Below are 26,947 nucleotides of genomic sequence, written 5' to 3'. Positions count from 1 at the left end.
AGCTACCGGGGGGCGTGAGGGGGGGGGCGGGGTTTGCGGGGGGGGCGGGCGGGTGGCGGCAACCCCTGGGTTTTTTCCTACGCTGTTGCTGTTGCCGGCCAGCGGCCGGCACTACCGGGCTCCGGGTGATCAGGGTGGCCAGGGAAGGGCCAGACAACGCCGGCCGGTCGGGGGACCTGCCGGCGTTGTTGTATCGATGCAAGGGCGCAGCACGCGCGGAGCGTCAATCAGGCGCACCCCGGTGCCGGCAACTTGGCCGAAACCCTGTGAAACCCGGCATCGGATTGATCCAGCAGGAGTTTTGCCCGGACACCCGTGACCAGAACGGGCCATCACCGATCTTCACATCAATCAAGATCGGCAGAAGGGTCAAAATGAGATAGGGCGCACACTTTAAAGCGGTGCTATGCTCCGCGGCTCACCAGGGGACGCTGGCGGCGGGTGCAGGGAATGACCGGCAGGGGTGCGGCCGAGAACAGTGATGTGACGACAGGTATCGCCCGGGTGGCGATGGCCGAGATCGTGCACGCTCTGTTGTCCGATGCCGAGGTGGCATTGTTCGCCAGATTCGCCCGCGCATGCAAGCTCCGTGCCGGACAGTGGCTGTTCCAGCGTGGCCACCGCGGCGAGCGCATGTATGTGATCCTCGAAGGCCAGATCGAACTGGACTTCGGCGAGGACCTGGTGATCAAGACGCTCGGGCAGCACGAGTTCTTCGGAGAACTGGGCCTGCTGGTCGGCGACCACCTGCGCAGCGCCAGTGCGCGCGCGCTGGTCGACTGCGATGTGCTGGAGCTGGGCCCGGCCGATTTCCATCGGCTGGTCGAATCCGATCCCGGCCTGGTGGCCTATTTCCTGCGCCGCACGATCATGCGCGTGCTGGCCAACGAACAGGCACTGATCGCACAGCTGCGCCGGCGCAACCACGATCTGGAAACCGCGCTGGACAATCTGTACATCACTACCCATCAGTTGACCCACACCCGTGAGCTGGTGCGTACCGATGAACTGACCGGGCTGCACAACCGGCGAGGCCTCACCCTGTACCTGCAGGAGTGCCGCGAGCGGGCCGAGGGGCCGCCGCAGGCGCTGCTGCTGATCGATTGCGACCGCTTCAAGCAGATCAACGACCGCCACGGCCACCAGGCCGGCGACCGCGTGCTGCAGAGCATGGGCAACATCCTGCGCTCGATGGCCGGCGAGCAGGACCTGGCCTGCCGGCTTGGTGGCGATGAGTTCTGCCTGATCCTGCGCCGTGGCAATCACGAGATCGTGCAGCACGCGGCCGAGTTCATCATCAGTGCGGTGCATGGCCTGCTCGAGCGCAGCCATGGCACGCCGCATGTGAGCCTGGTCAGCATCGGCGCCTGCCTGCTGGCGCCGGAGGCAGGCTGGAGCGAGTGGTATGCCTGCGCGGATCGTGCGCTGTACCAGGCCAAGCGCGATGGCGGCAACTGCCTGCGCTGGGCGGATGATCCGGACGGCCAATAGGGAGAGGCAGGCGATGAATGGCGACAACGGAACGTCAGCCCCGCATAGCCCACAGCTGCGCGCCCTGCTGTTCACCGATCTGTGTGATTCGCTGCAGCTGGTCGAGCGGATCGGCGATGTGGCGGCGGCAAGCCTGTTCCAGGAACACGATCGCCTGGTACTGGTGCTGCAGCAGCGCTGGAACGGCCAGCTGATCGATCGCTCCGATGGCTTGTTCATGCTGTTCGAGCGCGCCGTCGACGCACTGGGCTTCGCCCTGGACTACCAGCGCGAACTGCACGCGCTGGGCCAGCAGCGCGCGATTGAACTGCGCGCGCGCGCCGGCCTGCACGTGGGCGACGTGCTGACCTGGGAGAACAGTACCGAGGCGGTCCGTGCCGGTGCCAAGTCGATGGAGGTGGAAGGCCTGGCCAAGCCGATGGCGGCGCGCCTGATGATGCTGGCCCGCCCCGGCCAGATCCTGCTGTCGGCGGTGGCCGAATCGCTGACCCGCCGTGCCACCGATGCACTGGGCGAGCGTGGCACGCGCCTGCTGTGGAAATCGCACGGGCGCTGGCGCTTCAAGGGCGTGCCGGTGGTGCAGGAAGTGATCGAAGTGGGCGAGATCGGTTCGGCGCCGCTGCGCATGCCGCGCGCCAACGCCAAGGCGCGCCGCGACCTGCCGCTGTGGCGGCAACCGCTGGTGCTGGCCGCCGAAGGCCTGATCCTTGCCGCGGCCGTGCTGGGCGGCTGGCTGCTGCTGCGGTCGGAGCCGGCCATTGCCTTCGCCGAACGTGACTGGGTGGTGCTTGGCGATGTCGACAACCTCACCGGCGATCCGATCTTCGATGACTCGATGCGGCACGCGATCCGGATCGCGCTGGAACAGTCGCGCTACGTGAACGTGCTGTCGGAAGGCAAGATCCGCGAAAGCCTGGAAATGGCGCGGCTCTCGGGCGATACCCGGCTCAACCGCGATACCGCAGTCGATGTGGCGGTGCGGGAGGGCGCGCGCGCGGTGCTGCTGCCGACCGTGCGGCAGAAGATCGGTGGCTACGAGCTGGCCATCGATGTTGCCGCACCGGGCAGTGGCCAGGTGATCCAGACCTTCACCGCCACCGCCGATCGATCCGACCAGATGGTGTTCGCCGTGGACGACGTGGTCGGTCGCCTGCGTCGCGGACTGGGCGAGTCGGTGGCCAGCCTGGAGCAATCCCTGCCGCTGCCGCGCGCCTCGACCCAGGACCTGCGCGCACTGCGTGCGTTCGCGCTGGCCGAGAGCGCACTGGGTCAGCGTCGCTTCGAAGAAGCACGCAACCTCTACCAGGCCGCGATCGACATCGATCCCGGTTTTGCCTTGGCCTACATGGGCGTGGCCAAGCTGCATGCGCGCGTCGAGGAAGGGCGGCGCGCGCGCGAAGCCATGCAGCACGCGCTGGACCTGCAGGATCGCCTGCCGCCACGCGAGCGGCTGTACCTGAAGGCCTGGATGGCCGAGCTGGAGCCCGGTGGCTGGCCGCTGGAGCACTGGCGCACGCTGGCCAAGGTCTATCCGGATTCGTTCGCGGGGCTGTCCAACACGTCCTGGTACCTGTTGCAGGCCAACCAGTTCAGCGAGGCCGAACCCTATGCGCGTGCGGCTGCGGTGCCGCAGGATCCGCTGCGCCTGTATCCGCTGGTCCACCTGGTGCGGATACAGATCGCCGCCAACCAGCCGCAGCTTGCGGCCGGGACGCTGGCCCAGGCACAGGTCCTGCGCGGTCGTGATGATGTCGATGAGACCGGCGTGGACGTGCTGGTGGCGCAGGGACAGTATGCGAAGGCCGCGCAGCTGCTGCCGCAGATCCGTGCCACCGATGCCCTGCAGCAGCGCATGAAGCTGCGCGCGCAGCTGCTGCTGGCGGCCGCGCAGCGCGATTGCGCGGCCATGCAGCAGGCGGTACGCGAAGACGCACCGGCGCCGACGCTGGCCGACTTCCAGGTGCAGCAGCGACTGCAGCACGCCAGCGTATCGGCGCTGTGCGGCACGGCGGACCGGACCGGACTGCAGGCCATCGCCGCACTGCTGCAGCCGATGCTGCAGGAGCGCGATGATCCCATGCTGCATGCGCGTGTCCTGCAATGGCTGGCGCTGGTGCACCTGGCCCAGCGCCAGGGCCAGTTCGATCTGGCCAGGCGCTGGCTGGACGAGCAGCGGCCGCTGCTGAGCAGCCTGCGTAGTCCAGTCGCGGAACGCTGGCTGCGCATCGTCAGCGCGGAGGATCAACTGCAGATGCAGCGACCGGATGCCGCCCGCACCCTGATCGAGCCGATGCTCGACGGCAACGAGCCGGTGCAGGCCCACGTGGTGCTGCTGCTCGCGTTGCGTGCGCAGGGCGACGCCGCCGCCGTCCGCCGCCAGCAGGCCTGGCTGGCCCAGCACCGGGGCCGGGCGATTGCCGAGGTCACCGCGCTGCAGGTGTGGCAACCGCTGAACGTGCATGACGTCTCCACGTGGGCGACGCCGGCCACGGCCGGCGCACCGTGATGGTCGGTCAGCCGTCGATGCGTTCGCCGACCTTGCCGGCTTCGAAGCAGAACACCACGGTCATGGCCGCTACCGACCCGGACAGGTGGGCCTGCAGCCCATCACGCACCCGGCTCAGCTCCTCGACCGAGGCCAGGGTGCCGATCTTCATGCAGTCGTTTTCGCCAACGGCACCGTCCAGCCCGATCGAGGCCAGGGCCTTGGCCGGCGAAGCGGTGAAGTGGCTGCGGAACGCTTCGCTGCCGATCAGGTGGTCCAGCAGGGTGCTGGCGTCGGCGGCGGAAAGACGGGGATGGCTCATGGGGATTGTCCGTAGGTGGAGCTACTCGTATCGGCCGCGACAGCCTGCCATTGAGGGCCGCGCTGTGCACGTCGCTAAAGTTGGCCGCGCTGCGGTCGTTGCTGCTATGCCGGCTGTGCGGCACAAGGAAGGAAACCGATGCGCCTGCGCCGCTGCGCCAGCCTGATGTTCGAGCCTCGCGAGGCGGTCACCCTGGACCTGCGCGCGATGCTGGCCGGCCACGCCGAGATGGACAGCCAGATCAGCTGGGTGGCGCTGGCCGCCCACCTGGACCAGCCACTGCCGGTGGACGCCGAGGAGCGCCAGCTGCTGGGCGGGCTCAGCGCGCACCGCTGGAGCGAACCGCCCGCCGATGCCTGCCCGGCCATGCTGGCCCGCCTGGTCGAACAGGGCCTGCTGTTGACCGACCCACCGAGCGAGGTGGGGCACCAGATGCGCGACGAGGCGCTGCGGCGCAGCCAGTGGTGGCCATTGGCTGCGCTGGCCCATCGCCATGCGCGCTGGCAGGCCGTGGACAGCGTGGAGGACATGCGCCGGCAGGGGTTGGACACCGCGGCCGGCCTGCGCCAGCGCCTGGGGCCGCCACCGCCGGTGGTGCAGCCGATGCAGGGCGACTACCAGCCGCTGCCGCGCAGCGAAGAGGCCGCGTTCGATGCACTGCTGGCGCGTCGCACCACCTGCCGCAATTTCGACCCGCAGCGCGCGTTGCCGCTGCCACTGCTGGCCCAGGTGCTGCAGCGGACGTTGATGGCGCACGCGGTGCAGAAGGTCGAGCGCGATACCGAGTTCCTGAAGAAGAACGTGCCTTCCGGTGGCGGCCTGCATCCCACCGAGGGCTTCCTGCTGGTGCAGAACGTGGAAGGATTGGCACCGGGCTTGTACCACTATCATCCGGTGCAGCACGCCGTGCTGCCGCTGCCCTCGCCACCGCCGCAGGCGTTGCCTGCGATGGCGCGGCGGATGCTGTCCGGGCAGGCGTGGTTCGCCGATGCGCCAGCGCTGCTGGTACTGGCACCGCGTTATGACCGCTGCTTCTGGAAGTATCGCAACCATGCCAAGGCGCACCGTGCGGTGACGCTGGACGTGGGCCACATTTCGCAGTTGCTGTACCTGTGCGCCACCGAGCGCGGGCTGGCAGCATTCGTGACAGCGGCGATCAACGATGCCGATGTCGATCGTGCTTTTGGGTTCGATGGCATCGGCCAGAGCGCGTTGGCCATCTGTGGCCTGGGCTGGCGCAGTGCCACGCTGGACACGGCCGAATTCGATCCGGCCGGGCGGGTGGCGACGGGCGACGACCGCTGAGCGGCCGTCGCCCCGGCGATCAGGTCGCCTCGAAGTCCACCAGCACCGCGCCGTCGCCGACCTGGTCGCCGGCCTTGGCACGGTAACCCTTCACCGTGCCATCGGCCGGTGCCTGCAGGGTGTGCTCCATCTTCATCGCTTCCAGCACCACCAGCGGCGTGCCGCGCTTGACCTCGGTACCGGCCGCGACCAGCGTGGCCACGATCCTGCCCGGCATGGGTGCCAGCAGGCTGCCGGCGTCGGCCACGGCGTGGTCCGATTCACCCACTGGATCATGCAGGGTGAAGCGGTGCTGGCCGTCGGCGCCGAACAGGTACAGCTGGTTACCGTCGCGCAGCAGCTGCAGCGACCCGCGGCGCTCGCCCAGCTGCACCGTCAGTCCGTGCACATCGGCCGTGCCGATCACCCGCACCGGTGCAGCGTCATCGCACTGCACGCGCCAGCCATCGGCCTGCGCCCACACCTTCAGCGTGTGCTTGCGTTCGCCCTGCTGCAGCGGCACTACGCGCGGCGCGGACGCACCGAGGCGCCAGCCATCCTGTGACCGCCACGGCGAATGCGGATCGCGCACGTCGGTGCTGGCGGGCGCCGTGCTTGCCACCGCGGCCACGGCGGCCAGCAGCCACAGGTCCGCACCCGCGTCGCCCACGGCACTCAATGCCGCCTGTTCGCGTTCGATCAGCGCCGTATCCAGCCTGGCGTGCGCGAACGAATCGGTATTCACCAGGCGGCGCAGGAAGCCGGCGTTGGTGGTCACGCCCACCACCTGGCAGTCGGCCAGGGCCTGGCTCATGCGGCGCAGCGCGGCGCCGCGGTCCACGTCCCAGACGATCAGCTTGGCGATCATCGGATCGTAGTACGGGGTGATGCTGTCGCCTTCCTCCACGCCGGTATCGACGCGCACGTTGGCCGACGCTGCCGGCAGGCGCAGGCGGCGCAGGGTGCCGGTGGAGGGCAGGAAGCCACGGTCGGCATCCTCGGCGTACAGACGCGCTTCGATCGCGTGGCCGTGGATGGCCAGCTGGTCCTGGCGCAGCGGCAGCGGTTGGCCCGAAGCCACGCGCAGCTGCCACTCCACCAGGTCGGTGCCGGTGATGTATTCGGTGACCGGGTGCTCGACCTGCAGGCGGGTGTTCATTTCCATGAAGTAGAAATCGCCGTCCGGGCCGGCGATGAATTCCACCGTGCCCGCACCCTCATAGCCCACTGCGCGTGCGGCATCGACCGCGGCCTTGCCCATTGCAGCACGACGTTCCGCGCTCATGCCCGGCGCGGGTGCTTCTTCCAGCACCTTCTGGTGGCGGCGCTGCACCGAGCAGTCGCGCTCGAACAGGTAGACCGCCTCACCGTGGCTGTCACCGAACACCTGGATCTCGATATGGCGCGGGCGCTCGACGTACTTCTCGACCAGCACGTGGTCGTTGCCGAACGCCGAGGCCGCCTCGCGCTGGCAGCTGGCCAGCGCATCGACGAAGTCCTCGCTGCGTTCGACCTTGCGCATGCCCTTGCCACCGCCACCGGCGCTGGCCTTGATCAGCACCGGGTAGCCGATGCCATCGGCCTGCGCGCGCAGGAAGTCCGGCGCCTGCTGGTCACCGTGGTAACCCGGCGTCAGCGGCACACCGGCCTTGGCCATCAGCGCCTTGGCCGCGCTCTTGTCACCCATCGCGCGGATGGCGCTGGGCGGTGGCCCGATGAAGGTGATGCCGGCGGCGGCGCAGGCATCGGCGAAGTCGGCATTCTCGGACAGGAAGCCATAACCGGGGTGGATGGCCTGTGCGCCGGTAGTGCGCGCGGCATCAAGCAGGGCATCGCCACGCAGGTAGCTCTCGCGTGCGGCGGCCGGGCCGATGTGGACGGCTTCGTCGGCCAGGCGCACATGGCGTGCGTTGCGGTCGGCATCGGAATACACCGCCACGGTGGCGATGCCGAGGCGGCGGCAGGTAGCGATGACGCGGCAGGCGATTTCGCCGCGGTTGGCGATCAGGACTTTGCTGAACATGGCAACGTGCTTCATAGGAGCGTGCTCGGTCATGGCACGGGTCACATGCGGAACACGCCGAAGCGCGTCTGCTGCGGGGCGGCGTTGAGGCTGGCCGACAGCGCCAGCGCCAGCACCTGGCGGGTGTCGGCCGGATCGATCACGCCGTCGTCCCACAGGCGCGCGCTGGCGTAGTACGGGTGGCCCTGCTGTTCGAACTGGTCGCGGATCGGTGCCTTGAAGGCATCCTCTTCCGCCGCCGGCCACTGGCCGCCCTTGGCTTCAATGCCATCGCGCTTGACCGTGGCCAGCACACTGGCGGCCTGCTCGCCGCCCATCACGCCGATGCGCGCGTTCGGCCACATCCACAGGAAGTTCGGCGAGTACGCACGGCCGCACATGCCGTAGTTGCCGGCACCGAACGAGCCGCCGATCACCACGGTGAACTTGGGCACCCTGGCACAGGCCACCGCCATCACCAGCTTGGCGCCGTCCTTGGCGATGCCGCCCTGTTCGTACTTGCGGCCGACCATGAAGCCGGTGATGTTCTGCAGGAACACCAGCGGGATGTTGCGCTGGGTGCACAGCTCGATGAAGTGCGCGCCCTTCAGGGCCGACTCGGAGAACAGGATCCCGTTGTTGGCGATGATGCCGATCGGGTAGCCGTTCAGATGGGCGAAACCGGTCACCAGCGTTGCGCCGTAGCGCGGCTTGAACTCGTCGAAGCGCGAGCCATCCACCAGCCGCGCGATCACTTCGCGAACGTCGTAGGGTTTGCGCGTATCGGCCGGGATCACGCCATACAGCTCATGGGCCGGCAGCAATGGCGCTTCAGGGGGCCGCACCGCCATCGCCGGTTCCGGCTTGCGCCAGTTGAGCTGGGCGATGATCGCGCGCACCCGTGCCAGTGCCTGCAGATCGTTGTCAGCCATGTGGTCGGCCACGCCGGAGATGCGGGTGTGCACGTCGGCGCCACCCAGTTCCTCGGCCGTGACCACTTCACCGGTGGCCGCCTTCACCAGCGGCGGGCCGCCGAGGAAGATCGTGCCCTGCTCGCGCACGATCACGGTCTCGTCGCTCATCGCCGGCACATAGGCGCCACCGGCAGTGCAGCTGCCCATCACGCAGGCGATCTGCGGAATGCCCTGCGCCGACAGGTTGGCCTGGTTGTAGAAGATGCGGCCGAAATGGTCGCGGTCGGGGAAGACTTCGTCCTGCAGCGGCAGGAACGCGCCACCGGAATCGACCAGGTAGATGCACGGCAGGTGGTTCTGCTCGGCGATCTCCTGCGCGCGCAGGTGCTTCTTCACCGTCATCGGGTAGTAGGTGCCGCCCTTGACCGTGGCGTCGTTGGCCACGATCACGCATTCCACGCCGCTCACCCGGCCGATGCCGGCCACCACGCCCGCGGCGGGCACGGCGTCTTCATACATGCCGTGCGCGGCCAACGGCGCGATTTCCAGGAAGGCGCTGCCGGGGTCGAGCAGGGCGTCGATGCGGTCGCGCACCAGCAGCTTGCCGCGCGCGGTGTGCTTGGCGCGTGCCGCCTCGTTGCCACCCAGCGCAGTGCGCGCGAGGGTGGCATGCAGGTCGTCGACCACGGCCTGCATGGCCGCGCGGTTGCTTTCAAACGTTTCGCTGCCTGGTTGCAGCTGGCTGTTCAGGACGGTCATCGCGGTGGCCTTACAGGGTGCGCTGGAACAGTTCGCGGCCGATCAGCATGCGGCGGATCTCCGAGGTGCCGGCGCCGATTTCATACAGCTTGGCGTCGCGCCACAAGCGGCCGGTCGGGTATTCGTTGATGTAGCCGTTGCCGCCGAGGATCTGGATCGCCTGGCCGGTCAGCCAGGTGGCCTTCTCGGCGGCGTACAGGATCGCACCGGCGGCGTCCTGGCGGGTGGTGCGGCCCTGGTCGCAGGCGCGCGCCACGGCATAGACATACGCGCGGCAGGCACCCAGGCCCACGTACATGTCGGCGATCTTGGCCTGGATCAGCTGGAAGCTGCCGATCGGTTCGCCGAACTGGTGGCGCTCGTGCACATAGGGCATGACCACGTCCATGGCCGCGGCCATCAGGCCCAGCGGGCCACCGGACAGCACCACGCGCTCGTAGTCCAGGCCGGACATCAGTACGCGCACGCCACCGCCGACCTGGCCCAGCACGTTCTCTTCGGGAATCTCGCAGTCCTGGAACACCAGCTCGCAGGTGGGCGAGGAGCGCATGCCGAGCTTGTCCAGCTTCTGCGCGGTGGAGAAGCCCTTCATGCCCTTCTCGACCAGGAACGCGGTGATGCCCTTGGCACCGGCCTCCATGTCGGTCTTGGCGTAGACCACCAGCACGTCGGCATCCGGGCCGTTGGTGATCCACATCTTGTTGCCGTTGAGCACGTAGCGGTCGCCGCGCTTGTCGGCACGCAGCTTCATCGACACCACGTCCGAACCGGCACCCGGTTCGCTCATCGCCAGTGCGCCGACCAGGCTGCCATTGCACAGGCCGGGCAGGAAGCGCTGCTTCTGTTCTTCGTTGCCGTTCTTGCGCAGCTGGTTCACGCACAGGTTGGAGTGCGCGCCATAGGACAGGCCGATGCCGCCGGAGGCGCGCGAGATTTCTTCCATCGCCACCACGTGGGCCAGGTAGCCCATGCCGGTACCACCGTATTCTTCTTCCACGGTGAGGCCGAGCAGGCCCTGTTCGCCCAGCTTCGGCCACAGGGCCAGCGGGAACTGGTTGCTGGCATCAGCCTCGGCGGCCAGCGGTGCGACCTCGGCGGCGGCAAAATGGGCCACGCTCTGGCGCAGCAGGTCGATGTCTTCGCCAAGATCGAAGTTCAGGGATGGCACGTGCATTGTGGTGGCTCCACGGCGGGATGGCAGGGAATGGACGCACCCGGCGGGGGAGCGGGCGGCGGTCGGCAGGACCGCCACCCGCACGGGCGATGGCCCCAGCGTAGCGGGGTTCGGATAAGAAGTGAATACGAATTCAAAAATTGAAACTAGAATCAGAACATGGCCTATAAACGCTCTGCATTGATGGAAGAACGCCTGGCGGGCGCCCGTGAACGGATCCTGCTGGCCACCCGCGAGCTGGTCGCCACCGGCGGCTGGCGCAACGCCCCGGTGACCGCCGTGGCGACCCAGGCGGGGGTGTCCACCGGCCTGATCTATCGCCACTTCCCGTCCAAGGCCGAGCTGTTCGTGGAGGTGCTCAACGCCGCGGTGGCCCACGAGGTCGCGATCATGGAGCGCATCGCCAGCGGTCCGGAGGTGGCCAGCGAGCGCCTGCGGCTGGCAATCACCGCCTTCGTCCGCCGCGCCCTGGCCGGGCCGGGGCTGGCGCACGCCTTCATCGTCGAACCGGTCGATCCGGACGTGGAGGCCGAGCGCATGCGCGGACGTCGCGCGTTCGGCGACGTGTTCCTGCGGCTGGTGGAGGAAGGCGTGGCCGCCGGTGAGCTGCCGGCGCAGGACGCGCATGTGGCCGCCGCGTGCCTGGTCGGCGCCTTCACCGAAGCGATGGTCGGTCCGACCGCGCCCAGCCGCGAAGCGCACCGCGACGAAGACGCGCTGGTGGATGCGATCTGCAGCTTCTGCCTGCGCGCGATCGGTGCCCCGGTAATCCGGTAGCGCCGGCCGCTGGCCGGCTTCTGTTGCTGGGGTCAGATCCCTTTTGCGCCGCAAAAGGGATCTGACCCCATCCCCGACCGCATCCCCCGGCATGTTGCGCCGCACCAGCAGTGACGCCTGTTGTCGCACGCAAGGCGCGTTCTATACTCGGTCCATCACGCAGTCGCTCAGCCGTGGTCCAACGACTATCAGCCAGGGGTAACGAAGAGTGCGGAATTACGATCTGGAGTTCCTGAAACGCTTCTCCATGGTGATCGCGCTGCTGGCGACCATCACCCTCGGCCTCATCCTCCTTGCCGCCTACATCCACACCCGGATTCCGCCCGAGGTGTCGCCCACTGCGGCCAAGCGCACCGAACAGCGCATTTCGCCCACCGGCGCGGTCTATGCCGGCAGCACCGGCGCCGCCGCGCAGGCCGCTGCCAAGGCCGCCGCGCTGGCCAAGGCGGCGTCGCAGGTGGCCTACGGCGGCACCAAGGATGGCAAGGTGATCTTCGACAACCTGTGCACCGCCTGCCACACTAACGGTGTGGGCATGGCACCGACGCTGGACCATTCGCATTGGGACAAGCGCATCGCGCAGGGCAAGGACACCCTCTACAAGCACGCCATCGAGGGCTATACCGGCCCCGACGGCGGGATCATGCCGCCCAAGGGCGGCAACCCGGCGCTGACCGAAGAACAGATCCACGCCACCGTGGACTGGATGCTGGGCAACCTGAAGTAACCGCCGCAACGCGCCGCCTCCTGTAGAGCCGAGCCCGCGCTCGGCTGCTCTCCGCGCGGTGTGGCCAGGTGCAGCCGAGCATGGGCTCGGCTCTACGATCCCCCGGCTTTGCCCACCGAGGCCTGATCGCTCATATGCCCCGCTGCGCAGGCGGGGTTTCGCATTTCAGGGTTAGTCTGTGCGCCTCTTCCATGGAGTCGCCCGTTGATGCGCCGCCGTTCCCTCGCCCTTGCCCTGTCCCTGCTGCTGCCGGTCGGCGCCTTTGCCCAGGCCCAGCCGCAGGCCACGCCGGTCGCGCCGCCCTCCGTCGCGCGCGGCAGCGCCACTGTCGTGCTGACCGCCGCGCCGGCCGACTGGCGCGCGCTGGATGGGCAGCGCGTGCGCATCGCCGCGCCGCTCACCCTGGCCGGTACCGATGGCCTGCAGCACTTCGGCCAGCTCACGGTGGCGTTCGATGGCCGCCTCTGGCAGCCGACCGAAGTGGCCGCGCCGGGCACTGCCGGCTATGAGCAGGTGATGGCCGACAACCGGCGCCGCCGCTTGGTGCTGGAGGATGGCAGCGATGCCCGCGACCCCGCCAGCGTGCCCTACCTGCCGGGCAACCCGGTGCTGCGCACCGGCATGCAGCTGCGCAACGTGGAGGGCATCGTGCGCGTGGACGCGCAGGGCCATCCGCGCCTGCAGGTCGAAGGCGCGCTGAAGCTGCCGGAACTGAAGCGCCCGGCAGTACCCACGGTGCCGGGAAGCCTGCACGTGGCCGCCTTCAACCTGGAGAATTTCTTCAATGGTGACGGCCAGGGCGGTGGCTTCCCGACGCTGCGCGGCGCGCGCACGCTGGACGAGCACAAGGCGCAGCTCGCCAAGCTGGTCACCACGGTCAATGCGTTGGGCGCCGATGTCGCTGCGCTGATGGAACTGGAGAACGACGGCTACGGCCCGCAGTCGGCCATCGCCGAACTGGTCGATGCGCTCAACCGCGACCGCGGCGCGCAGGGCGACTGGCGCTTCGTCGACGCCGGCAACGGCCCCGGCGACAACCCGATCCGGGTCGGCATCATCTATCGCAGCACGCGCCTGCAGCCGGTCGGCAAGCCGGCCACGCTGACCGGCGGCCCGTTCGTCGAGCACAGCCGCGTACCGTTGGCGCAGGCCTTCCAGGGCAAGCAGGGCGCGCCGTTCGTGGTGGTTGCCAACCATTTCAAATCGAAGGGTTGCCGTGACGCGGCCGGTGCCGACGCCGATCGCAACGACAATCAGGGCTGCTGGAACGCCACCCGTGTGACGTCGGCGCAGCAGCTGCACGCCTGGCTGCAGACCGATCCGACCGGTACCGGCGCCAGGGACGCGGTGCTGCTGGGTGACTTCAATGCCTACGCGATGGAAGACCCGATCCGCGCCCTGCATGATCTGGGCTGGCAGGACGCGTTCAAGGTTGCCAAGGTCGAGCATCCCTACAGCTACGTCTACAACGGCTACACCGGCCGCCTCGACCACGCGCTGCTGAACCCGGGCATGGCCAGGCGCCTGCGCGGTGCCGCCGAATGGCACAGCAACGCCGACGAGCAGGACGCCAGCGGCTACCAGGGCCGCAACGTGCAGGGCCCGTGGCGCAGCTCCGACCACGACCCGCTGCTGCTGGGCTTCGACAAGTAACGCGCCAGGCCGGGGTCGGATCCCATTCCCACGGAATGGGCTCTGACCCAAGGCATCGCGGGGTCTGAGGCGTAGGGGTCAGAGCCCATTCCGTGGGAATGGGATCCGACCCCGGGTATCGCTCACCCCCAGGCGATCATCCCGATCGCCAGCACCGCCAGCGCCAGTCCCGCGCGGTTCCACTTCGTGGTGGCCTCGCCGAAGACGAACATGCCTACCAGCGCGCCCAGCACCACCACGCCGATGTTCATGCCGGCGAACACGGTGGCCGGGCTCTCTGGCATCGCCTGGTGCGCATGCACATAGAACAGGATGTTGCCGCCATTGAGCAGGCCCAGCAGTGCACCCGCGCCGAGGTTGCGCCAGGCCAGTCGGCTGCGGCCACTGACATGCCGCCACAGCTGCATTGCCAGCATCAGCACGAAGGCGACGCTGAAACTGGCCAGCACCGCCGCCATCGACGGCGTGCCGGACAGCGCCACCTGCTTGAGCAGCACGTCCACCGCTGCGAATCCGGCCCATACGCCCAGCAGCCAGCCCCAGCCGCCGGGTGAGGACGCCACCGCCGGGCCGCGCGGGCGCAGGCTGATGGCTACCATCGCCAGCAGGCCCAGGCCCAGGCCGGCCAGTTTCCAGGGCGTTGCGGTCTGGCCGAAGCACAGGAAGGCGGCGGCCAGGGAAAGCAGCAACGACAGCCGCTGCGCCACGTCGCTGCGGACGATGCCGGCCACCGCCACCGCGCGGCCCAGTACCAGGAAGATCGAGGGCAGCACCACCGCCAGCGCCAGCAGTGACAGCCACGGCGCATGCGGCGCGCGCAGCGCATCCAGCGGTGGCTGCAGCACCACGGCGGTGAGCGTTGCCGCTACCAGATAGTTCCAGGTGACCATCTGCGCAACATCCAGCTGGCGGCGTGCGGCCACCTTCAACAACACCGAAACCAGCACACTGCAGATCACGGCCAGTGACAGATAGAGCATGGGGCGGGCACAGGGCAGGGGCGGGGGACGGTATCATGGTGCCATGCACAAGCCCTTGTTCCCCGTTGCCCCCGGCGAAACCGCCTGCCTCGAACTGGACGGCCCGGCCGGCCCGCTGGAAGTGGTCGTCGACCTGCCCAAGGCCGATGTGCCGGTGCAGCCGATCGTGGCCATCGTCTGCCATCCGCTGTCCACCGAAGGTGGCACCCTGCACAACAAGGTGGTCACCATGACCGCCTCCACCCTGCGCGAGCTGGGCATCGCCACGGTGCGCTTCAACTTCCGCAGCGTGGGTGGTTCGGCTGGCACCTTCGATGGCGGCGTGGGCGAGCAGGATGACCTGAAGGCCGTCGCGGCCTGGGTGCGCAGCCAGCGCCCGGACGACCGCCTCTGGCTGGCCGGTTTCAGCTTCGGTGCGTTCGTGTCGCTGAAGGCCGCCGCCACGCTGCAGCCGGAAGCGCTGATCTCGATCGCGCCGCCGGCCGGTCGCTGGGATTTCGACGGCATCGCGCCGCCGGCGCGCTGGCTGGTGATCCAGGGCGAGCAGGACGAGATCGTCGACCCGCAGGCCGTCTACCAGTGGCTGGACTCGCTGGATTTCCCGCATGAGCTGGTGCGCATGCCCGAGACCAGCCACTTCTTCCACCGCAAGCTGATCGACCTGCGCGGCGCGCTGACCCACGGCGTCAAGCACTGGCTGGGCGCGGCGGCATGAGTGCACCCGAGCTGACCCCGTCGCAGCGGTATGCGGAAGGGGTTGCCCGTGGCGACTGGCAGAACGATCCGGCCCAGCATGCGGCGCTGGCCGAGCTGGACCGCATCCACCTGGGCCTGCTGGACAGTGCCGAGGATGGCTGGCTGGACCGCCTGTCTTCGTTCTGGAAGAAGCCCGAGCCGGTCAAGGGCCTGTACTTCTGGGGCGGCGTCGGCCGTGGCAAGACCTTCCTGGTCGACCTGTTCTACGACGGGCTGCCGATCAAGCAGAAGTACCGCACCCATTTCCACCGCTTCATGCGCAGCGTCCATGAGCGCCTGCGCGAGCACCAGGGCCAGAGCGACCCGCTGGCGAAGATCGCCCAGGAATGGCGCAGCAACCTGCGCGTGCTGGTGCTGGACGAGTTCTTCGTCACCGACATCGGCGATGCGATGCTGCTGGCGCGGCTGCTGGAGCGGCTGTTCGCCGAGGGCGTGACCCTGGTCACCACCTCCAACACCGCAGTGGAGAACCTGTACCTCAACGGCCTGCAGCGCGAGAGCTTCCTGCCGGCCATCGGCCTGCTGCAGCGCTTCTGCGTCGAGCTGTACGCCGAAGGTACCGAGGATTACCGGATGCGCGCGCTGACCCGCTCGCCGGTATACCGCGCACCGCTGGCGGCCGACAGCGACGACTGGCTGGCCACGCGCTGGAACGAGCTGAGCGGCGGCCAGCCGGCCAAGCCCGGCAACATCGAGATCGAGGGCCGCAAGATCCCGGTGCGTGGCCGCGGCAAGAGCATTGCCTGGTTCGATTTCGCCGCGCTGTGCGAAGGCCCGCGCGGGCCCTCGGATTACATCGAGATCGCGCACGAGTTCAACACGGTGCTGCTGGGCGGCATTCCAGCCTTCGACCGCTTGAATGAGGATGCCGCGCGCCGCTTCGTCAACCTGATCGACGAGCTGTACGACCGCCACGTCAACCTGGTCTGCACCGCCAGCACCTCGCCGATCGAGCTGTACACCGGCCAGCGCCTGCAGGGCGCGTTCGAACGCACCGCCTCCCGCCTGATCGAGATGCAGAGCGCCGAGTACCTGGGTACCCCGCACCGGGCGTGAGGGCGGTTTACTGTAGAGCCGAGCCCACGCTCGGCTGCTTCTGGATGATGTGCCGAAAGGGAGCCGAGCATGGGCTCGGCTCTACAGCAGCGCCGCGCAGCTATCGGGAAGGTGCCACAGCGTTGTCACGCGGCCGCTCATCCGGCCCGGCCGACACCTGCAGGCCCGAGCCATCGCCGTGCTCCACCCGTACGCTCTCGCTGCGCTCCAGCAGCCGCAGCGGTTGGCCTTGGTAGCGCACTTCCAGCGCGTCATGGGTGTCGGCCAGCGACTGCACCAGCGGGCACAGCGACTGTGCTTGGGCCTCGATGCGTTCGGCGCGGCCTTCCAGCTGCTGTTCCATCTGCGCGTCCAGACGGTCGGCGCGTGCCTCCATCGCATCGCTGCGTCCGGTGAAGATCTGCCACAGCATGCTGCGGGCGATGGAGGCGGACAGCGACTCGGCCATGTCCTGCACCTTGGCCTCGAAGCCTGGCCCGAACACAGCCTGTTCCCAGTAGCCCTTGCCCAGCGTGCCGCCGATCCAGTCATCGGCCTGCCGGCGCAGGCGCCGGACCTTGCGGCTGTTGGCGGTACCGGTGAGGCTTTCATAGACCCCGTCGAGCACGTCGAAGCTCAGTCCGCTCACTTCATGGGCCAGCGCCGTGGCGGCCGGCATCAGCTGCCGTGCCCCGGCCTCCATCTGCCGAAGGCGGGCCGCGTCGGCCTCGCTGACCGGCACGACCGTGTCGTCCAGGCTCAGCACGCCATCGTGGAACACCACCTCGTGCGGTGCCTGCGGGCCATGCCGCAGCCAGATGCCACCGCTGTCCACCAGCACGTCATAGTCGGTGTGGATACCGCACTGGTCCGCGCGCAGCTTCGGGGTGTCAGCGGCAATTGCAGGTACGGTGACCACAGCAGCCAGCAGGGCCAAGGCGGGTGCTGACAGGCGCATGGTGGAATCCTTTCCGGTCATTGCAGGACCCCAGCATCCCGCGTTCGGCAGGCGCCGTCACCCGCCGAAAGTCACTGCGCGATGGCGATTCGTCCGGCCATACCGGCTTTCCCACCGGCTGCCCACCACCTATCCACAGGGTTGTCCCTAGCCAGTTTCATCACTGTCATGTGAAGCTGTCATTGTTCCGTTTTCGCGGTGCGTTGTGCCACCGCAATGACGCCTTTCGGACTTGACTGCGCAGCCCGTTCCGGCAGGTCTGAAGCGTCTGATCAGGGCGCCGATGGCACGATCCTTGCGGCGCAAGGGATTGCCGAATTTCACTACATTTGGCGTTGACGGACCCCATTACCCCCACTATCTTGTGGCCGTCGGTCGCAGCAACCCCCATTCCAGGGGTTGCCCCGGGGTACCCATCCGCGATCGTCAACGGCAGTGGCAGGCGCAGGGTCTCATCCCCTGCGACGCCGTCCTGCCATCCTGGGCTGTCATGTCCCGGGCCGCGTCACCCGATGCATCGAGCACCCCCAAATCACGCCAAGAGGACACACGCCGTGAGCACCGAATCCAGCGCCACCATCGAGAAGGAAAGCGAATTCCTGTTGACGTCGCCGCCGACGGCCAACGCGATGAGTGTGACCAAGCGCAATGGGACCACCGAACTGGTGGACCTGAACAAGATCGTGCGTGCGGTGCAGCGTTCCTCCGAAGGCCTGCACGCCGTGGATCCGATGCGCGTGGCCACCCGCACCATTTCCGGCCTGTACAACGGTGCCACCACCCGCGAGCTGGACGAACTGTCCATCCGCACCGCCGCCCTGCTGATCGGTGAAGAGCCCGAGTACGGCCGTCTCGCCGCGCGCCTGCTGGCCAACTACATCGCCAAGGAAGTCTCGGGCCAGGAAATCTACGCCTTCTCGCAGTCGGTCAGCCGTGGCCATGAAGTCGGCCTGATCAACGACCGCCTGCTGAACTTCGTGCAGACCAACGCACGCAAGCTCAACGATGCCATCGACATCTCGCTGGACCTGAACTTCGATTACTTCGGCCTGCGTACCCTGTACGACCGTTACCTGCTGCGCCACCCGCACACCCGCAAGGTGATCGAGACCCCGCAGCAGTTCTTCCTGCGCATCGCCAGCGCGCTGAGCGAGGACGTGTCCGAGACCCTGGCGCTGTACAAGCGCATGGGCAACCTGGACTACCTGCCGTCCAGCCCGACCCTGTTCAATTCCGGCACCACCCACGAGCAGCTGTCCTCGTGCTTCCTGCTGGACTCGCCGCAGGACTCGCTGGAATCGATCTATTCCAAGTACGGCGACATCGCCCAGCTGTCGAAGTTCTCCGGCGGCATCGGCGTCAGCTACACCCGCGTGCGTTCGCGTGGTTCGCTGATCAAGTCGACCAATGGCCATTCCAACGGCATCGTGCCGTGGCTGAAGACCATGGATTCGTCGGTGGCCGCAGTGAACCAAGGCGGCAAGCGCAAGGGCGCGGCCTGCGTGTACCTGGAAACCTGGCACGCCGACATCGAGGACTTCCTCGAGCTGCGCGACAACACCGGTGACGAAGCCCGTCGTGCGCACAACCTGAACCTGGCCAACTGGGTGCCGGACCTGTTCATGAAGCGCGTCGAAGCCGACCAGGAATGGTCGCTGTTCGATCCGCGCGTCGTGCCGGAGTTCACCGACCTGTTCGGCGAAGCCTTCGAGCAGGCCTACCTGCAGGCCGAAGCCCAGGGCAAGGCCAACCGCACCATCTCCGCGCGCAAGCTGTATGCCCGCATGATGCGTACCCTGGCCGAGACCGGCAACGGCTGGATGACCTTCAAGGACAAGTGCAACCGCGCCAGCAACCAGACCCTGCGTCCGGGCAACGTGATCCACCTGTCCAACCTGTGCACGGAAATCCTGGAGGTCACCTCCAACGATGAAACCGCCGTGTGCAACCTGGGTTCGATCAACCTGGGCAACCACTTCGACGAGCACAACGAGTTCGACTTCGAGAAGCTGGCCGAGACCGTTCGCCTGGCCGTGCGCCAGCTCGACCGCGTCATCGACCTGAACTTCTACCCGATCGAAACCGCCCGCCGCGCCAACCTGCGCTGGCGTCCGGTCGGCCTGGGCTGCATGGGCCTGCAGGACGTGTTCTTCCGCAAGCGCCTGCCGTTCGACAGCGCCGAAGCCCGCGCCCTGTCGAAGAAGATTGCCGAAGCGATCTACTTCCACGCGCTGGAAACCTCCTGCGAGCTGGCCCAGGAACGTGGCAAGCACCCGTCGTTCAACGACACCCGTGCCGCCGGTGGCGAACTGCAGTTCGACGCCTGGAACGTGGTGCCGGAAGACACCGCGCGCTGGGATGCCCTGCGTGAGCGCATCAAGGAACACGGCCTGCGCAACTCGCTGATGATCGCGATCGCGCCGACCGCGACCATCGCCTCGATCGCCGGCTGCTACGAGTGCGTCGAGCCGCAGGTGTCCAACCTGTTCAAGCGCGAGACCCTGTCCGGTGACTTCCTGCAGGTCAACCGCTACCTGGTCAACGAGCTGAAGAAGCTGGGCCTGTGGACCGCCGATATGCGCGATGCCATCAAGCTGGCCGAAGGCTCCATCGCCGGCGTGGCGCAGATTCCGGAAACGCTGCGCGAGGTCTACCGAACCGCGTGGGAACTGCCGATGCGTTCGCTGATCGACATGGCCGCCGAGCGTGGCGCCTTCATCGACCAGTCGGCCTCGCTCAACCTGTTCATGGAAAGCCCGAACATCGGCGCGATGTCCTCCATGTACATGTACGCCTGGAAGCAGGGCATCAAGACCACCTACTACCTGCGTTCGCGCCCGGCCACCAAGATCGCCAAGACCACGGTCAGCGCTGCGGCCCCGGCCAAGGTGTTCAGCCCGGACGAAGCCATCGCCTGCTCGCTGGAAAACCCGGAAGCCTGCGAGGCCTGCCAGTAAGACACCGCGCGGTGGGTGCCGACCGTTGGTCGGCACTCGAACACCTCGCACCTGTAGAGCCGAGCCATGCTCGGCTGCGGAAAAACACCCACGGTAGCGCCGGGCCACGCCCGGCGGCTCACCCAGGAATTCAAGGAAACACCCATGGCCGACAAGCCCAAGCAGATGCTGCTCGATCCCGGTTTTGAACTGACCCTGCGCCCGATGCGCTACCCGCAGTTCTATGACATGTACCGGAATGCGATCAAGAACACCTGGACGGTGGAAGAGATCAACTTCCAGATCGACATCACCGACCTGCACAGCAAGATGTCGCCGGGTGAGCGCCACCTGATCCACCGCCTGGTCGCGTTCTTCGCCACCGGCGATTCGATCGTGTCCAACAACCTGGTGCTGAACCTGTACCAGCACTTGAATGCGCCCGAAGCGCGCATGTACCTGTCGCGCCAGCTGTATGAGGAAGCACTGCACGTGCAGTTCTACCTGACCCTGCTGGACAACTACCTGCCGGATCCGGAAGAGCGCGCCAAGGCGTTCTCGGCGGTGGAGAACATCGACTCGATCAAGAAGAAGGCCGATTTCTGCTTCAAGTGGATCGACTCGATCCAGGACCTGACCCGCATCGAGACCCGCGAACAGCGCCGCCAGTTCCTGCTCAACCAGATCTGCTTTGCCGCCTGCATCGAAGGCCTGTTCTTCTTCGCTGCGTTCGCCTACGTGTACTACTTCCGTTCGCGCGGCCTGCTGCCGGGCCTGGCCTCGGGCACCAACTGGGTGTTCCGCGACGAGAGCGCGCACATGGAGTTTGCGTTCGAGTCGGTGCGCGTGGTGCGTGAGGAAGAGCCGGACCTGTTCGACGACGAGATGAAGCAGCAGGTCTACGACATGCTGGCCGAAGCCATCGAATGCGAAGTGCAGTTCGCCGAGGACGTGTTGTCCGGTGGCGTGGCCGGCATCTCGACCCGCGACATGCGCCAGTACCTGCAGCACTGCGCCGACCAGCACTTCGCCAAGCTGGGCATGGAAAAGAAGTACAACGTGCGCAACCCGCTGCCGTTCATGGAACTGCAGGACGTGCAGGAGCTGACCAACTTCTTCGAACGCCGCGTCTCGGCCTACCAGGTCGGCGTGCAGGGCGAAGTCGCCTTCGACATGAACTTCTGATCGAAACGGTCAGGCCTGTCGCAACGAAGAACCCCGGCCAATGCCGGGGTTTCTTGTTTCCGTAGCGTCGAGCCATGCTCGACTGATCTTCGCAAACAGCAGTCGAGCACGGCTCGACTCTACAAGGAGCGGCTAGCGCCGCCCTTCCACCGCCATGCGCACAGCCAGCCCGGCCAGCACCGTGCCCATCAGCCAGCGCTGCACCATCTGCCAGGTGGGGCGCGCGGCCAGGAAGCCGGCGATGCTGCCGGCGGTCAGCGCGATCATGCCGTTCACGCTGACGCTGACCAGGATCTGGGTGGAGCCCAGCACGATTGACTGCATCAGCACGCTGCCTTCGCCGTCCGGGTGCAGGAACTGTGGCAGCAGCGACAGGTACATCACCGCCACCTTCGGGTTCAGCAGATTGGTCAGGAAGCCCATCGTGAACAGCTTGCGCGGGCTGTCCTGCGGCAGGTCACGCACCGCGAACGGCGAACGGCCGCCGGGCCTGAGCGCCTGCCAGGCCAGGTACAGCAGGTACAGCGCGCCGCCGATGCGCAGCGCGTCGTAGGCGAACGGCACGGTCATCAGCAGGGCGGTGATGCCCAGTGCCGCACACAGCATGTAGAACACAAAGCCCAGCGCCACCCCGCCCAGCGAGATCAGGCCAGCCATCGGCCCCTGGCAGATCGAGCGCGAGATGACGTAGATCATGTTCGGCCCGGGCGTGAGCACCATGGCCAGCGAAACCAGCGCAAAGGCCAGCAGGTCGGAAGTGGCGGGCATGGGCAGTCCTGGCAGTGGGCGTGGCGCAGTGTAACGCCTGCCGCAGGCGCGGCCTGCGCAGGCACCGCTGCCGGGTGACCGTTGCACGTGCATGCCGATGGCCATCACGCCGGTCGCTTAGAATCCGCAGCACCCCACACCGAAGCACCCCCATGACCCCGATCCCCGAGACCGTGCCGCCCACCGAAGTGCGCATGGCTGAAATCGTCTTCCCCAACCACACCAACCACCTGGGCACCCTGTTCGGTGGCCAGGCATTGGCATGGATGGACAAGGCCGCGTTCCTGGCCGCCGCCCGCTATTCGCGCCGCACCGTGGTGACCGCGCGCAGCGACCAGGTCGACTTCAAGCTGCCGATCCGCATCGGCCAGATGGTGGAAACCATCGGCCGCATCGTCGAAGTCGGCCGCAGCTCGATGAAGGTCGAGGTGGAACTGGTCGCCGAGGACCTGCACAGCGGCGAGCGCAAGCTGTGCACCCGCGGCCACTTCGTGATGATCGCGCTGGACGAGGAAGGCCACCCGATCGCGGTGGCGCCGCTGCCGGCCGCCTGAGACCACCGGCTGAACCGGTGCTTGCGGGGGCGCTGCGGCGCCCCCATCTGGCAGCCATGACCCTGCCACTGACCGACTTCATCGACCGCGCCGAGCGCCTGTTCGTGCTGACCGGCGCGGGTTGCAGCACCGCCTCGGGCATACCCGATTACCGGGACGCCGACGGCCAGTGGAAACGCACGCCGCCGGTGACCTACCAGGCCTTCATGGGCGAGGCGACCACCCGCCAGCGTTACTGGGCGCGCAGCCTGCTGGGCTGGCCGCGCTTCGGCCTGGCCCGGCCCAACGGCACCCACCAGGCCCTGGCCGCCCTGGAAAGCCGCGGCAAGCTGCAGGTGCTGCTGACCCAGAACGTGGACGGCCTGCACCAGCGCGCCGGCAGCCGCAACGTGATCGACCTGCATGGCCGCCTGGATCTGGTGCGCTGCACGGGCTGCGAGCGCCGCAGTGGCCGCGAGGATTTCCAGCAGCGGCTGCTGGACGCCAATCCCGGCTGGGACGCGCTGGAGGCCGGCATCGCCCCCGACGGTGATGCCGACCTGGAGACCGATTTCTCCACATTCGTGGTGCCCGATTGCCCGCACTGCGGCGGCGTGCTGAAGCCGGACGTGGTGTTCTTCGGCGAGAACGTGCCGCGCGAGCGGGTGGCGGCGGTGAACGATCATCTGCAGCAGGCCGATGCGGTGCTGGTGGTGGGCTCGTCACTGATGGTCTATTCCGGCTTCCGCTTCGTGCAGGCGGCGGCGAAGGCAGGGTTGCCGGTGGCGGCGCTGAACCGCGGCCGCACCCGTGCCGACGACCTGCTGTTGTTCAAGGATGAGCGGGACTGCGCTGAAGCCTTGTCCGGTTGGGTGGCGGGCTGAGCCGAGCGTGGGCTCGGCTCTACAAGGGGCTGTTCGGCGCTCGGCGGCATGATCGGCTGCGAAACAGCGATCCATCCAGACGGTTGATCCAGAAGCCGCGCAGCGGTGCAATACGCACCCCCTACGTCGTTCATCACCCCCTTGAGCCAGCTGTTTTCGCCGATCTCGTTCGGCCCCCTGACCCTGTCCAACCGCATCGTCATCGCGCCGATGTGCCAGTACTCCGCCGAAGACGGCCGCGCCAGCGACTGGCACGCCATGCACCTGGGCAACCTGGCGCAGTCCGGCGCCGGCCTGTTGATCCTGGAAGCCACCGCGGTCGAGCCGCGCGGCCGCATCAGCTGGGCCGACCTGGGCCTGTGGGATGACGGCACCGAGGCCGCGCTGGCACAGGTGCTGGCCAGCGTCCGCCGCTGGTCGCCGATGCCGCTGGGCATCCAGCTGGGCCATGCCGGCCGCAAGGCATCCACCGCCCGCCCGTGGGACGGGGGTGGCCAGTTGCCGGCCGGCGATGCGCGTGGCTGGGCCACCGTGGCGCCGTCGCCGCTGCCGTTCCATGCCGCCGATCCGGCACCGCAGGAACTGGACGAAGCCGGCATCGCCGAGGTCATCGCCGCCTTCGCTGCCAGTGCGGTGCGCGCCGAGCGCCTGGGCTTCGAGCTGATCGAGCTGCATGCCGCGCACGGTTACCTGCTGCACCAGTTCCTGTCGCCGCTGAGCAACCGCCGCACCGATGGTTACGGTGGGTCGCTGCCGAACCGCCTGCGCCTGCTGGTGGAAGTGTTCGACGCGGTACGCGCGGCGGTGTCCGACAAGGTCGCCGTGGGCGTGCGCATTTCCGCCAGCGACTGGGTCGAGGGTGGCTGGGACCTGGTGCAGAGCGAAGCACTGGCCCAGGTGCTGGACGCGCGCGGCTGCAATTTCCTGCATGTCTCCAGTGGCGGCCTGGACGAGCGCCAGAAGATCACCGTCGGCCCCGGTTACCAGGTGCCGTTCGCGGCGGCGATCAAGGCCAAGGTGCGCATGCCGGTGATCGCCGTGGGCATGATCACCGAACCGGAGCAGGCCGAATCGATCCTGCGCCATCGCCACGCCGATGCCGTGGCCCTGGCGCGCGGCATCCTCTACGACCCGCGCTGGCCGTGGCATGCCGCCGCCGCATTGCGCGACAGCGTTGAACCGGCGCCGCAGTACCTGCGCTGCGAGCCGCGCGATGCGCGCGGCGTGTTCAAGGCGCGCTGAGGCTCACACCCGCCAGGCCGGCGCCATGCCGGCCTGCAGGTGCTCGAACAGCGCGCGGATCTTGGCGGTGAAGTCGCGGCGATCGCTGACGCAGAAATAGACCTCCATCGGCTCCGGACGCCACGTGCTGTCGGCGCCGAACACGGCCTGCAGGCGTCCATCGCGCAGGTAGGGCTGGGCCACGAACGCAGCCAACCGCGTGATGCCGGCACCGGCCGCCGCCAGCGACGCCAGCGCATCGATGTCATCGCAGACCATGCTCGGCGGTAGCACGGCGTCCACACGCTGGCCGTCCTTCAGCAGGCCCCAGCGCAACGGCCGGCCATCGGTGGGGAAGCGGTGCAGCAGCCCGCGATGGCTGCCCAGATCCGATGGTTCCTGCGGGGTGCCATGGGCCTTCAGGTAGGCCGGCGAGGCGCAGAACACGAACGGCACGCGTGCCAGCTGCCGTGCGACCACGCCGTCTTCCAGCTGCGCGCCGATGCGGATGCTGGCATCCACCGCCTCTGGACCATGCTGCACGGCGCGGTCGGTCAGCCGCAGTTCCAGCTGCAGCTGCGGGTAGCGTTGCTGCAGTGACGGCAGCAACGGGGCCAGCACGTGGCGGCCGAACGCGCTGCTGCTGGCGATGCGCAGCGGCCCGGCCGGTTCGATATCACCGGAGGTGACCATCGCCTGCGCGCGCGCCAGGTCGGCCTCGATGTGGCGGACCTGCGCCAGGTACAGCGCGCCGGCCTCGCTGAGCGCCAGCTGGCGCGTACTCCGGTTCAGCAGCCGTACGCCCAGATGCGCTTCCAGCCGGTTGATGTTCTGGCCGACTGCGGTGGCGCTGATGCCAAGGATGCGGGCCGCGGCGGCAATGCTGCCGGTCTCTGCGGTGCGGGTGAAGCTGCGGATCAGTTGCAACAGGTTCATGACCGACCAGCTTGCCACGGTGATGGCCAAGTATCGCTTGGGACTGAACCAAGCGGTTCGGTTGCATCGGTGATCATCCGGCTGCTGGGCAGGAAGCTGCCCTACACTGTGGCGATGCGCCCCGATTCCATCCTCACCCTGTCCTGCCCCGACCGTACCGGCATCGTCTATCGCGTGTCCGGCCTGCTGTTCGACCACGGCTGCAACATCCTCGACGCCCAGCAGTTCGGCGATGAGGAAAGCGGCCGCTTCTTCCTGCGCGTGCATTTCGACCGTGACGCCGGCCTGCCGCTGGAGACCGTGCACGCCGCGATGGCCACGCTTGCCGAAGGCTTCGGCATGGACTGGCAGCTGCATGATGGCCGCCGCCGGGCACGCCTGCTGGTGCTGGTCAGCAAGCAGGGGCACTGCCTCAACGACCTGCTGTTCCGCGCCCACAGCGGCCAGCTGAAGGTCGACATTGCCGCGGTGGCCTCCAACCACGCCGACTTCGCGCCATTGGCCGCGTCCTACCAGGTACCGTTCCACCACCTGCCGGTGACCGCCGATACGCGTGCGGTGCAGGAGCAGCAGATCATCGACCTGGTCGAGCGCGAGCGCATCGACCTGGTGGTGCTGGCGCGCTACATGCAGATCCTGTCACCCACGCTGTGCCGCGCGCTGGCCGGGCGTGCGATCAACATCCATCACAGCTTCCTGCCCAGCTTCAAGGGCGCGCAGCCGTACCACCAGGCGCACGCGCGCGGGGTCAAGATCATCGGCGCCACCGCGCACTACGTCACCGAGGATCTGGACGAAGGACCGATCATCGAACAGGACGTGGCCCGCGTTGACCATGCGATGGCACCGCGCGAACTGGTGCGGCTGGGCAGCGATACCGAATCGCTGGTGCTGGCACGCGCCGTGCGCCGCCATGTGGAGCACCGCATCCTGCTCAACGGGCATCGCACGGTGGTGTTCCGGTAATCGCCCATCCCGCGTCCGCCGGGCATGGCCCGGCGCTACGCACGGATGTGATCCGGTAGTGCCGGGCCCGGGGCGGCCACCGCCGGGGGGCCCGGGGTGGGGGCGCCCGGGGGCGCACCCCCCGGCGCCCCCCCCCCGCCCCGGGCCCGACCGTCAGCGGCTCAACCGGTCGGCCCCGGGGGGCGGGGTCTGGCCGACCGT

22 protein-coding genes are annotated in these 26,947 nt (G+C 68.0%); 14 read left to right on the top strand and 8 right to left on the bottom strand.

Translation table 11 applies throughout. The features are described from left to right. Positions 1-450 precede the first annotated feature (450 nt). Positions 451-1,491: a GGDEF domain-containing protein gene (locus tag AC5JLE_RS17735; protein ID WP_032956218.1), complete on the top strand. Its 1,041-nt coding sequence runs from the start codon at positions 451-453 to the stop codon at positions 1,489-1,491. Positions 1,492-1,504: 13 nt separating this feature from the next. Beyond that, complete coding sequence (locus tag AC5JLE_RS17730; RefSeq protein WP_197556925.1) at positions 1,505-3,997, top strand: putative peptide modification system cyclase; 2,493 nt, start codon at positions 1,505-1,507, stop codon at positions 3,995-3,997. Positions 3,998-4,004: 7 nt separating this feature from the next. Here AC5JLE_RS17730 and AC5JLE_RS17725 read toward each other — a convergent pair whose 3' ends face one another. After that, complete coding sequence (locus AC5JLE_RS17725; protein ID WP_032956215.1) at positions 4,005-4,298, bottom strand: NHLP-related RiPP peptide; 294 nt, start codon at positions 4,296-4,298, stop codon at positions 4,005-4,007. A 138-nt stretch (positions 4,299-4,436) separates the two neighbouring features. Between AC5JLE_RS17725 and AC5JLE_RS17720 the strand changes: the two genes are divergently transcribed. Further along, on the top strand, positions 4,437-5,603 hold the full coding sequence (locus AC5JLE_RS17720; RefSeq protein ID WP_241884586.1) for a putative peptide maturation dehydrogenase: 1,167 nt from the start codon (positions 4,437-4,439) through the stop codon (positions 5,601-5,603). Between the two features lie 19 nt (positions 5,604-5,622). On the opposite strand, the gene AC5JLE_RS17715 is transcribed toward AC5JLE_RS17720, so the two are convergent. From AC5JLE_RS17715 to AC5JLE_RS17705, 3 genes are read right to left on the bottom strand one after another with little or no spacing between them, the layout of a single operon-like run. Beyond that, a complete protein-coding gene (locus AC5JLE_RS17715; RefSeq protein WP_414613993.1) occupies positions 5,623-7,638 on the bottom strand; it encodes an acetyl/propionyl/methylcrotonyl-CoA carboxylase subunit alpha in 2,016 nt (671 codons plus the stop codon). A gap of 8 nt (positions 7,639-7,646) precedes the next feature. After that, entirely contained in the window at positions 7,647-9,257 is a 1,611-nt protein-coding gene (locus AC5JLE_RS17710) for a carboxyl transferase domain-containing protein (protein WP_046427997.1), read from the bottom strand. 10 nt (positions 9,258-9,267) lie between these two features. Continuing rightward, a complete protein-coding gene (locus tag AC5JLE_RS17705; protein WP_014645571.1) occupies positions 9,268-10,431 on the bottom strand; it encodes an isovaleryl-CoA dehydrogenase in 1,164 nt (387 codons plus the stop codon). Between the two features lie 159 nt (positions 10,432-10,590). Between AC5JLE_RS17705 and AC5JLE_RS17700 the strand changes: the two genes are divergently transcribed. The 3 genes from AC5JLE_RS17700 to AC5JLE_RS17690 all read left to right on the top strand — a co-directional run bounded on the left by AC5JLE_RS17700 (position 10,591) and on the right by AC5JLE_RS17690 (position 13,588). Continuing rightward, positions 10,591-11,208, top strand: a complete 618-nt coding sequence (locus AC5JLE_RS17700; protein WP_014645572.1) for a TetR/AcrR family transcriptional regulator — start codon at positions 10,591-10,593, stop codon at positions 11,206-11,208. Between the two features lie 208 nt (positions 11,209-11,416). Further along, positions 11,417-11,935, top strand: coding sequence for a c-type cytochrome (locus AC5JLE_RS17695; protein ID WP_014035592.1), 519 nt, complete (start codon positions 11,417-11,419; stop codon positions 11,933-11,935). 207 nt (positions 11,936-12,142) lie between these two features. Next, on the top strand, positions 12,143-13,588 hold the full coding sequence (locus tag AC5JLE_RS17690; RefSeq protein WP_496065513.1) for an ExeM/NucH family extracellular endonuclease: 1,446 nt from the start codon (positions 12,143-12,145) through the stop codon (positions 13,586-13,588). A gap of 122 nt (positions 13,589-13,710) precedes the next feature. On the opposite strand, the gene AC5JLE_RS17685 is transcribed toward AC5JLE_RS17690, so the two are convergent. Next, positions 13,711-14,568, bottom strand: coding sequence for an EamA/RhaT family transporter (locus AC5JLE_RS17685; RefSeq protein WP_197561821.1), 858 nt, complete (start codon positions 14,566-14,568; stop codon positions 13,711-13,713). Between the two features lie 43 nt (positions 14,569-14,611). Between AC5JLE_RS17685 and AC5JLE_RS17680 the strand changes: the two genes are divergently transcribed. After that, entirely contained in the window at positions 14,612-15,283 is a 672-nt protein-coding gene (locus AC5JLE_RS17680) for an alpha/beta hydrolase (RefSeq protein WP_100450896.1), read from the top strand. Further along, positions 15,280-16,380 (top strand): cell division protein ZapE, encoded by a 1,101-nt coding sequence (zapE, locus tag AC5JLE_RS17675; RefSeq protein ID WP_100450897.1) that lies wholly within the window; start codon positions 15,280-15,282, stop codon positions 16,378-16,380. Before AC5JLE_RS17680 ends, zapE begins: the two co-directional genes overlap by 4 nt. Positions 16,381-16,480: 100 nt before the next feature. On the opposite strand, the gene AC5JLE_RS17670 is transcribed toward zapE, so the two are convergent. Further along, entirely contained in the window at positions 16,481-17,317 is an 837-nt protein-coding gene (locus AC5JLE_RS17670; RefSeq protein WP_049404994.1) for a DUF2884 family protein, read from the bottom strand. Positions 17,318-17,871: 554 nt separating this feature from the next. On the opposite strand from AC5JLE_RS17670, the gene AC5JLE_RS17665 reads away from it, so the two are divergent. Both AC5JLE_RS17665 and AC5JLE_RS17660 read left to right on the top strand, forming a co-directional pair. Then, on the top strand, positions 17,872-20,274 hold the full coding sequence (locus tag AC5JLE_RS17665) for a ribonucleoside-diphosphate reductase subunit alpha (RefSeq protein ID WP_496065512.1): 2,403 nt from the start codon (positions 17,872-17,874) through the stop codon (positions 20,272-20,274). A gap of 144 nt (positions 20,275-20,418) precedes the next feature. Beyond that, positions 20,419-21,438, top strand: a complete 1,020-nt coding sequence (locus AC5JLE_RS17660) for a ribonucleotide-diphosphate reductase subunit beta (RefSeq protein WP_005420683.1) — start codon at positions 20,419-20,421, stop codon at positions 21,436-21,438. A 132-nt stretch (positions 21,439-21,570) separates the two neighbouring features. Here AC5JLE_RS17660 and AC5JLE_RS17655 read toward each other — a convergent pair whose 3' ends face one another. Next, positions 21,571-22,206 carry a LysE family translocator gene (locus AC5JLE_RS17655; protein ID WP_032956621.1) on the bottom strand — a complete coding sequence of 212 codons (636 nt, stop codon included), beginning with the start codon at positions 22,204-22,206 and terminating at the stop codon, positions 21,571-21,573. 152 nt (positions 22,207-22,358) lie between these two features. Between AC5JLE_RS17655 and AC5JLE_RS17650 the strand changes: the two genes are divergently transcribed. From AC5JLE_RS17650 to AC5JLE_RS17640, 3 genes are all read left to right on the top strand, one after another. Then, the gene (locus tag AC5JLE_RS17650) at positions 22,359-22,760 is read left to right on the top strand and encodes an acyl-CoA thioesterase (protein ID WP_053494645.1); all 402 of its coding nucleotides are present in this window, start codon (positions 22,359-22,361) and stop codon (positions 22,758-22,760) included. A 56-nt stretch (positions 22,761-22,816) separates the two neighbouring features. Continuing rightward, complete coding sequence (locus tag AC5JLE_RS17645; RefSeq protein ID WP_164109152.1) at positions 22,817-23,623, top strand: NAD-dependent protein deacetylase; 807 nt, start codon at positions 22,817-22,819, stop codon at positions 23,621-23,623. Between the two features lie 141 nt (positions 23,624-23,764). Next, on the top strand, positions 23,765-24,865 hold the full coding sequence (locus tag AC5JLE_RS17640) for an NADH:flavin oxidoreductase/NADH oxidase (protein ID WP_014645582.1): 1,101 nt from the start codon (positions 23,765-23,767) through the stop codon (positions 24,863-24,865). Positions 24,866-24,868: 3 nt separating this feature from the next. Here the strand turns inward: AC5JLE_RS17640 and AC5JLE_RS17635 are convergent, their stop codons facing one another. After that, positions 24,869-25,780: a LysR family transcriptional regulator gene (locus AC5JLE_RS17635; protein WP_164109154.1), complete on the bottom strand. Its 912-nt coding sequence runs from the start codon at positions 25,778-25,780 to the stop codon at positions 24,869-24,871. Between the two features lie 114 nt (positions 25,781-25,894). On the opposite strand from AC5JLE_RS17635, the gene purU reads away from it, so the two are divergent. Further along, complete coding sequence (gene purU / locus AC5JLE_RS17630; protein ID WP_005411937.1) at positions 25,895-26,746, top strand: formyltetrahydrofolate deformylase; 852 nt, start codon at positions 25,895-25,897, stop codon at positions 26,744-26,746. The last annotated feature ends 201 nt before the right edge of the window (positions 26,747-26,947 follow it).

It is taken from the genome of Stenotrophomonas sp., assembly GCF_059505245.1.
Note: the sequence above shows the minus strand (reverse complement) of the source record. Positions and strands in the feature narration are given on the sequence as shown.

Bases quoted from the DNA above. Each gene is read 5' to 3' on its own strand.
- AC5JLE_RS17715 (WP_414613993.1), bottom strand. From the start codon at position 7,638: ATGACCGAGCACGCTCCTATGAAGCACGTTGCCATGTTCAGCAAAGTC.
- AC5JLE_RS17660 (WP_005420683.1), top strand. From the start codon at position 20,419: ATGGCCGACAAGCCCAAGCAGATGCTGCTCGATCCCGGTTTTGAACTG.
- AC5JLE_RS17725 (WP_032956215.1), bottom strand. From the start codon at position 4,298: ATGAGCCATCCCCGTCTTTCCGCCGCCGACGCCAGCACCCTGCTGGAC.
- AC5JLE_RS17720 (WP_241884586.1), top strand. From the start codon at position 4,437: ATGCGCCTGCGCCGCTGCGCCAGCCTGATGTTCGAGCCTCGCGAGGCG.
- AC5JLE_RS17635 (WP_164109154.1), bottom strand. From the start codon at position 25,780: ATGAACCTGTTGCAACTGATCCGCAGCTTCACCCGCACCGCAGAGACC.
- AC5JLE_RS17700 (WP_014645572.1), top strand. From the start codon at position 10,591: ATGGCCTATAAACGCTCTGCATTGATGGAAGAACGCCTGGCGGGCGCC.
- AC5JLE_RS17705 (WP_014645571.1), bottom strand. From the start codon at position 10,431: ATGCACGTGCCATCCCTGAACTTCGATCTTGGCGAAGACATCGACCTG.
- AC5JLE_RS17735 (WP_032956218.1), top strand. From the start codon at position 451: ATGACCGGCAGGGGTGCGGCCGAGAACAGTGATGTGACGACAGGTATC.
- AC5JLE_RS17680 (WP_100450896.1), top strand. From the start codon at position 14,612: ATGCACAAGCCCTTGTTCCCCGTTGCCCCCGGCGAAACCGCCTGCCTC.
- AC5JLE_RS17685 (WP_197561821.1), bottom strand. From the start codon at position 14,568: ATGCTCTATCTGTCACTGGCCGTGATCTGCAGTGTGCTGGTTTCGGTG.
- AC5JLE_RS17645 (WP_164109152.1), top strand. From the start codon at position 22,817: ATGACCCTGCCACTGACCGACTTCATCGACCGCGCCGAGCGCCTGTTC.
- AC5JLE_RS17690 (WP_496065513.1), top strand. From the start codon at position 12,143: ATGCGCCGCCGTTCCCTCGCCCTTGCCCTGTCCCTGCTGCTGCCGGTC.
- AC5JLE_RS17655 (WP_032956621.1), bottom strand. From the start codon at position 22,206: ATGCCCGCCACTTCCGACCTGCTGGCCTTTGCGCTGGTTTCGCTGGCC.
- purU (WP_005411937.1), top strand. From the start codon at position 25,895: ATGCGCCCCGATTCCATCCTCACCCTGTCCTGCCCCGACCGTACCGGC.
- zapE (WP_100450897.1), top strand. From the start codon at position 15,280: ATGAGTGCACCCGAGCTGACCCCGTCGCAGCGGTATGCGGAAGGGGTT.
- AC5JLE_RS17710 (WP_046427997.1), bottom strand. From the start codon at position 9,257: ATGACCGTCCTGAACAGCCAGCTGCAACCAGGCAGCGAAACGTTTGAA.
- AC5JLE_RS17730 (WP_197556925.1), top strand. From the start codon at position 1,505: ATGAATGGCGACAACGGAACGTCAGCCCCGCATAGCCCACAGCTGCGC.
- AC5JLE_RS17650 (WP_053494645.1), top strand. From the start codon at position 22,359: ATGACCCCGATCCCCGAGACCGTGCCGCCCACCGAAGTGCGCATGGCT.
- AC5JLE_RS17670 (WP_049404994.1), bottom strand. From the start codon at position 17,317: ATGCGCCTGTCAGCACCCGCCTTGGCCCTGCTGGCTGCTGTGGTCACC.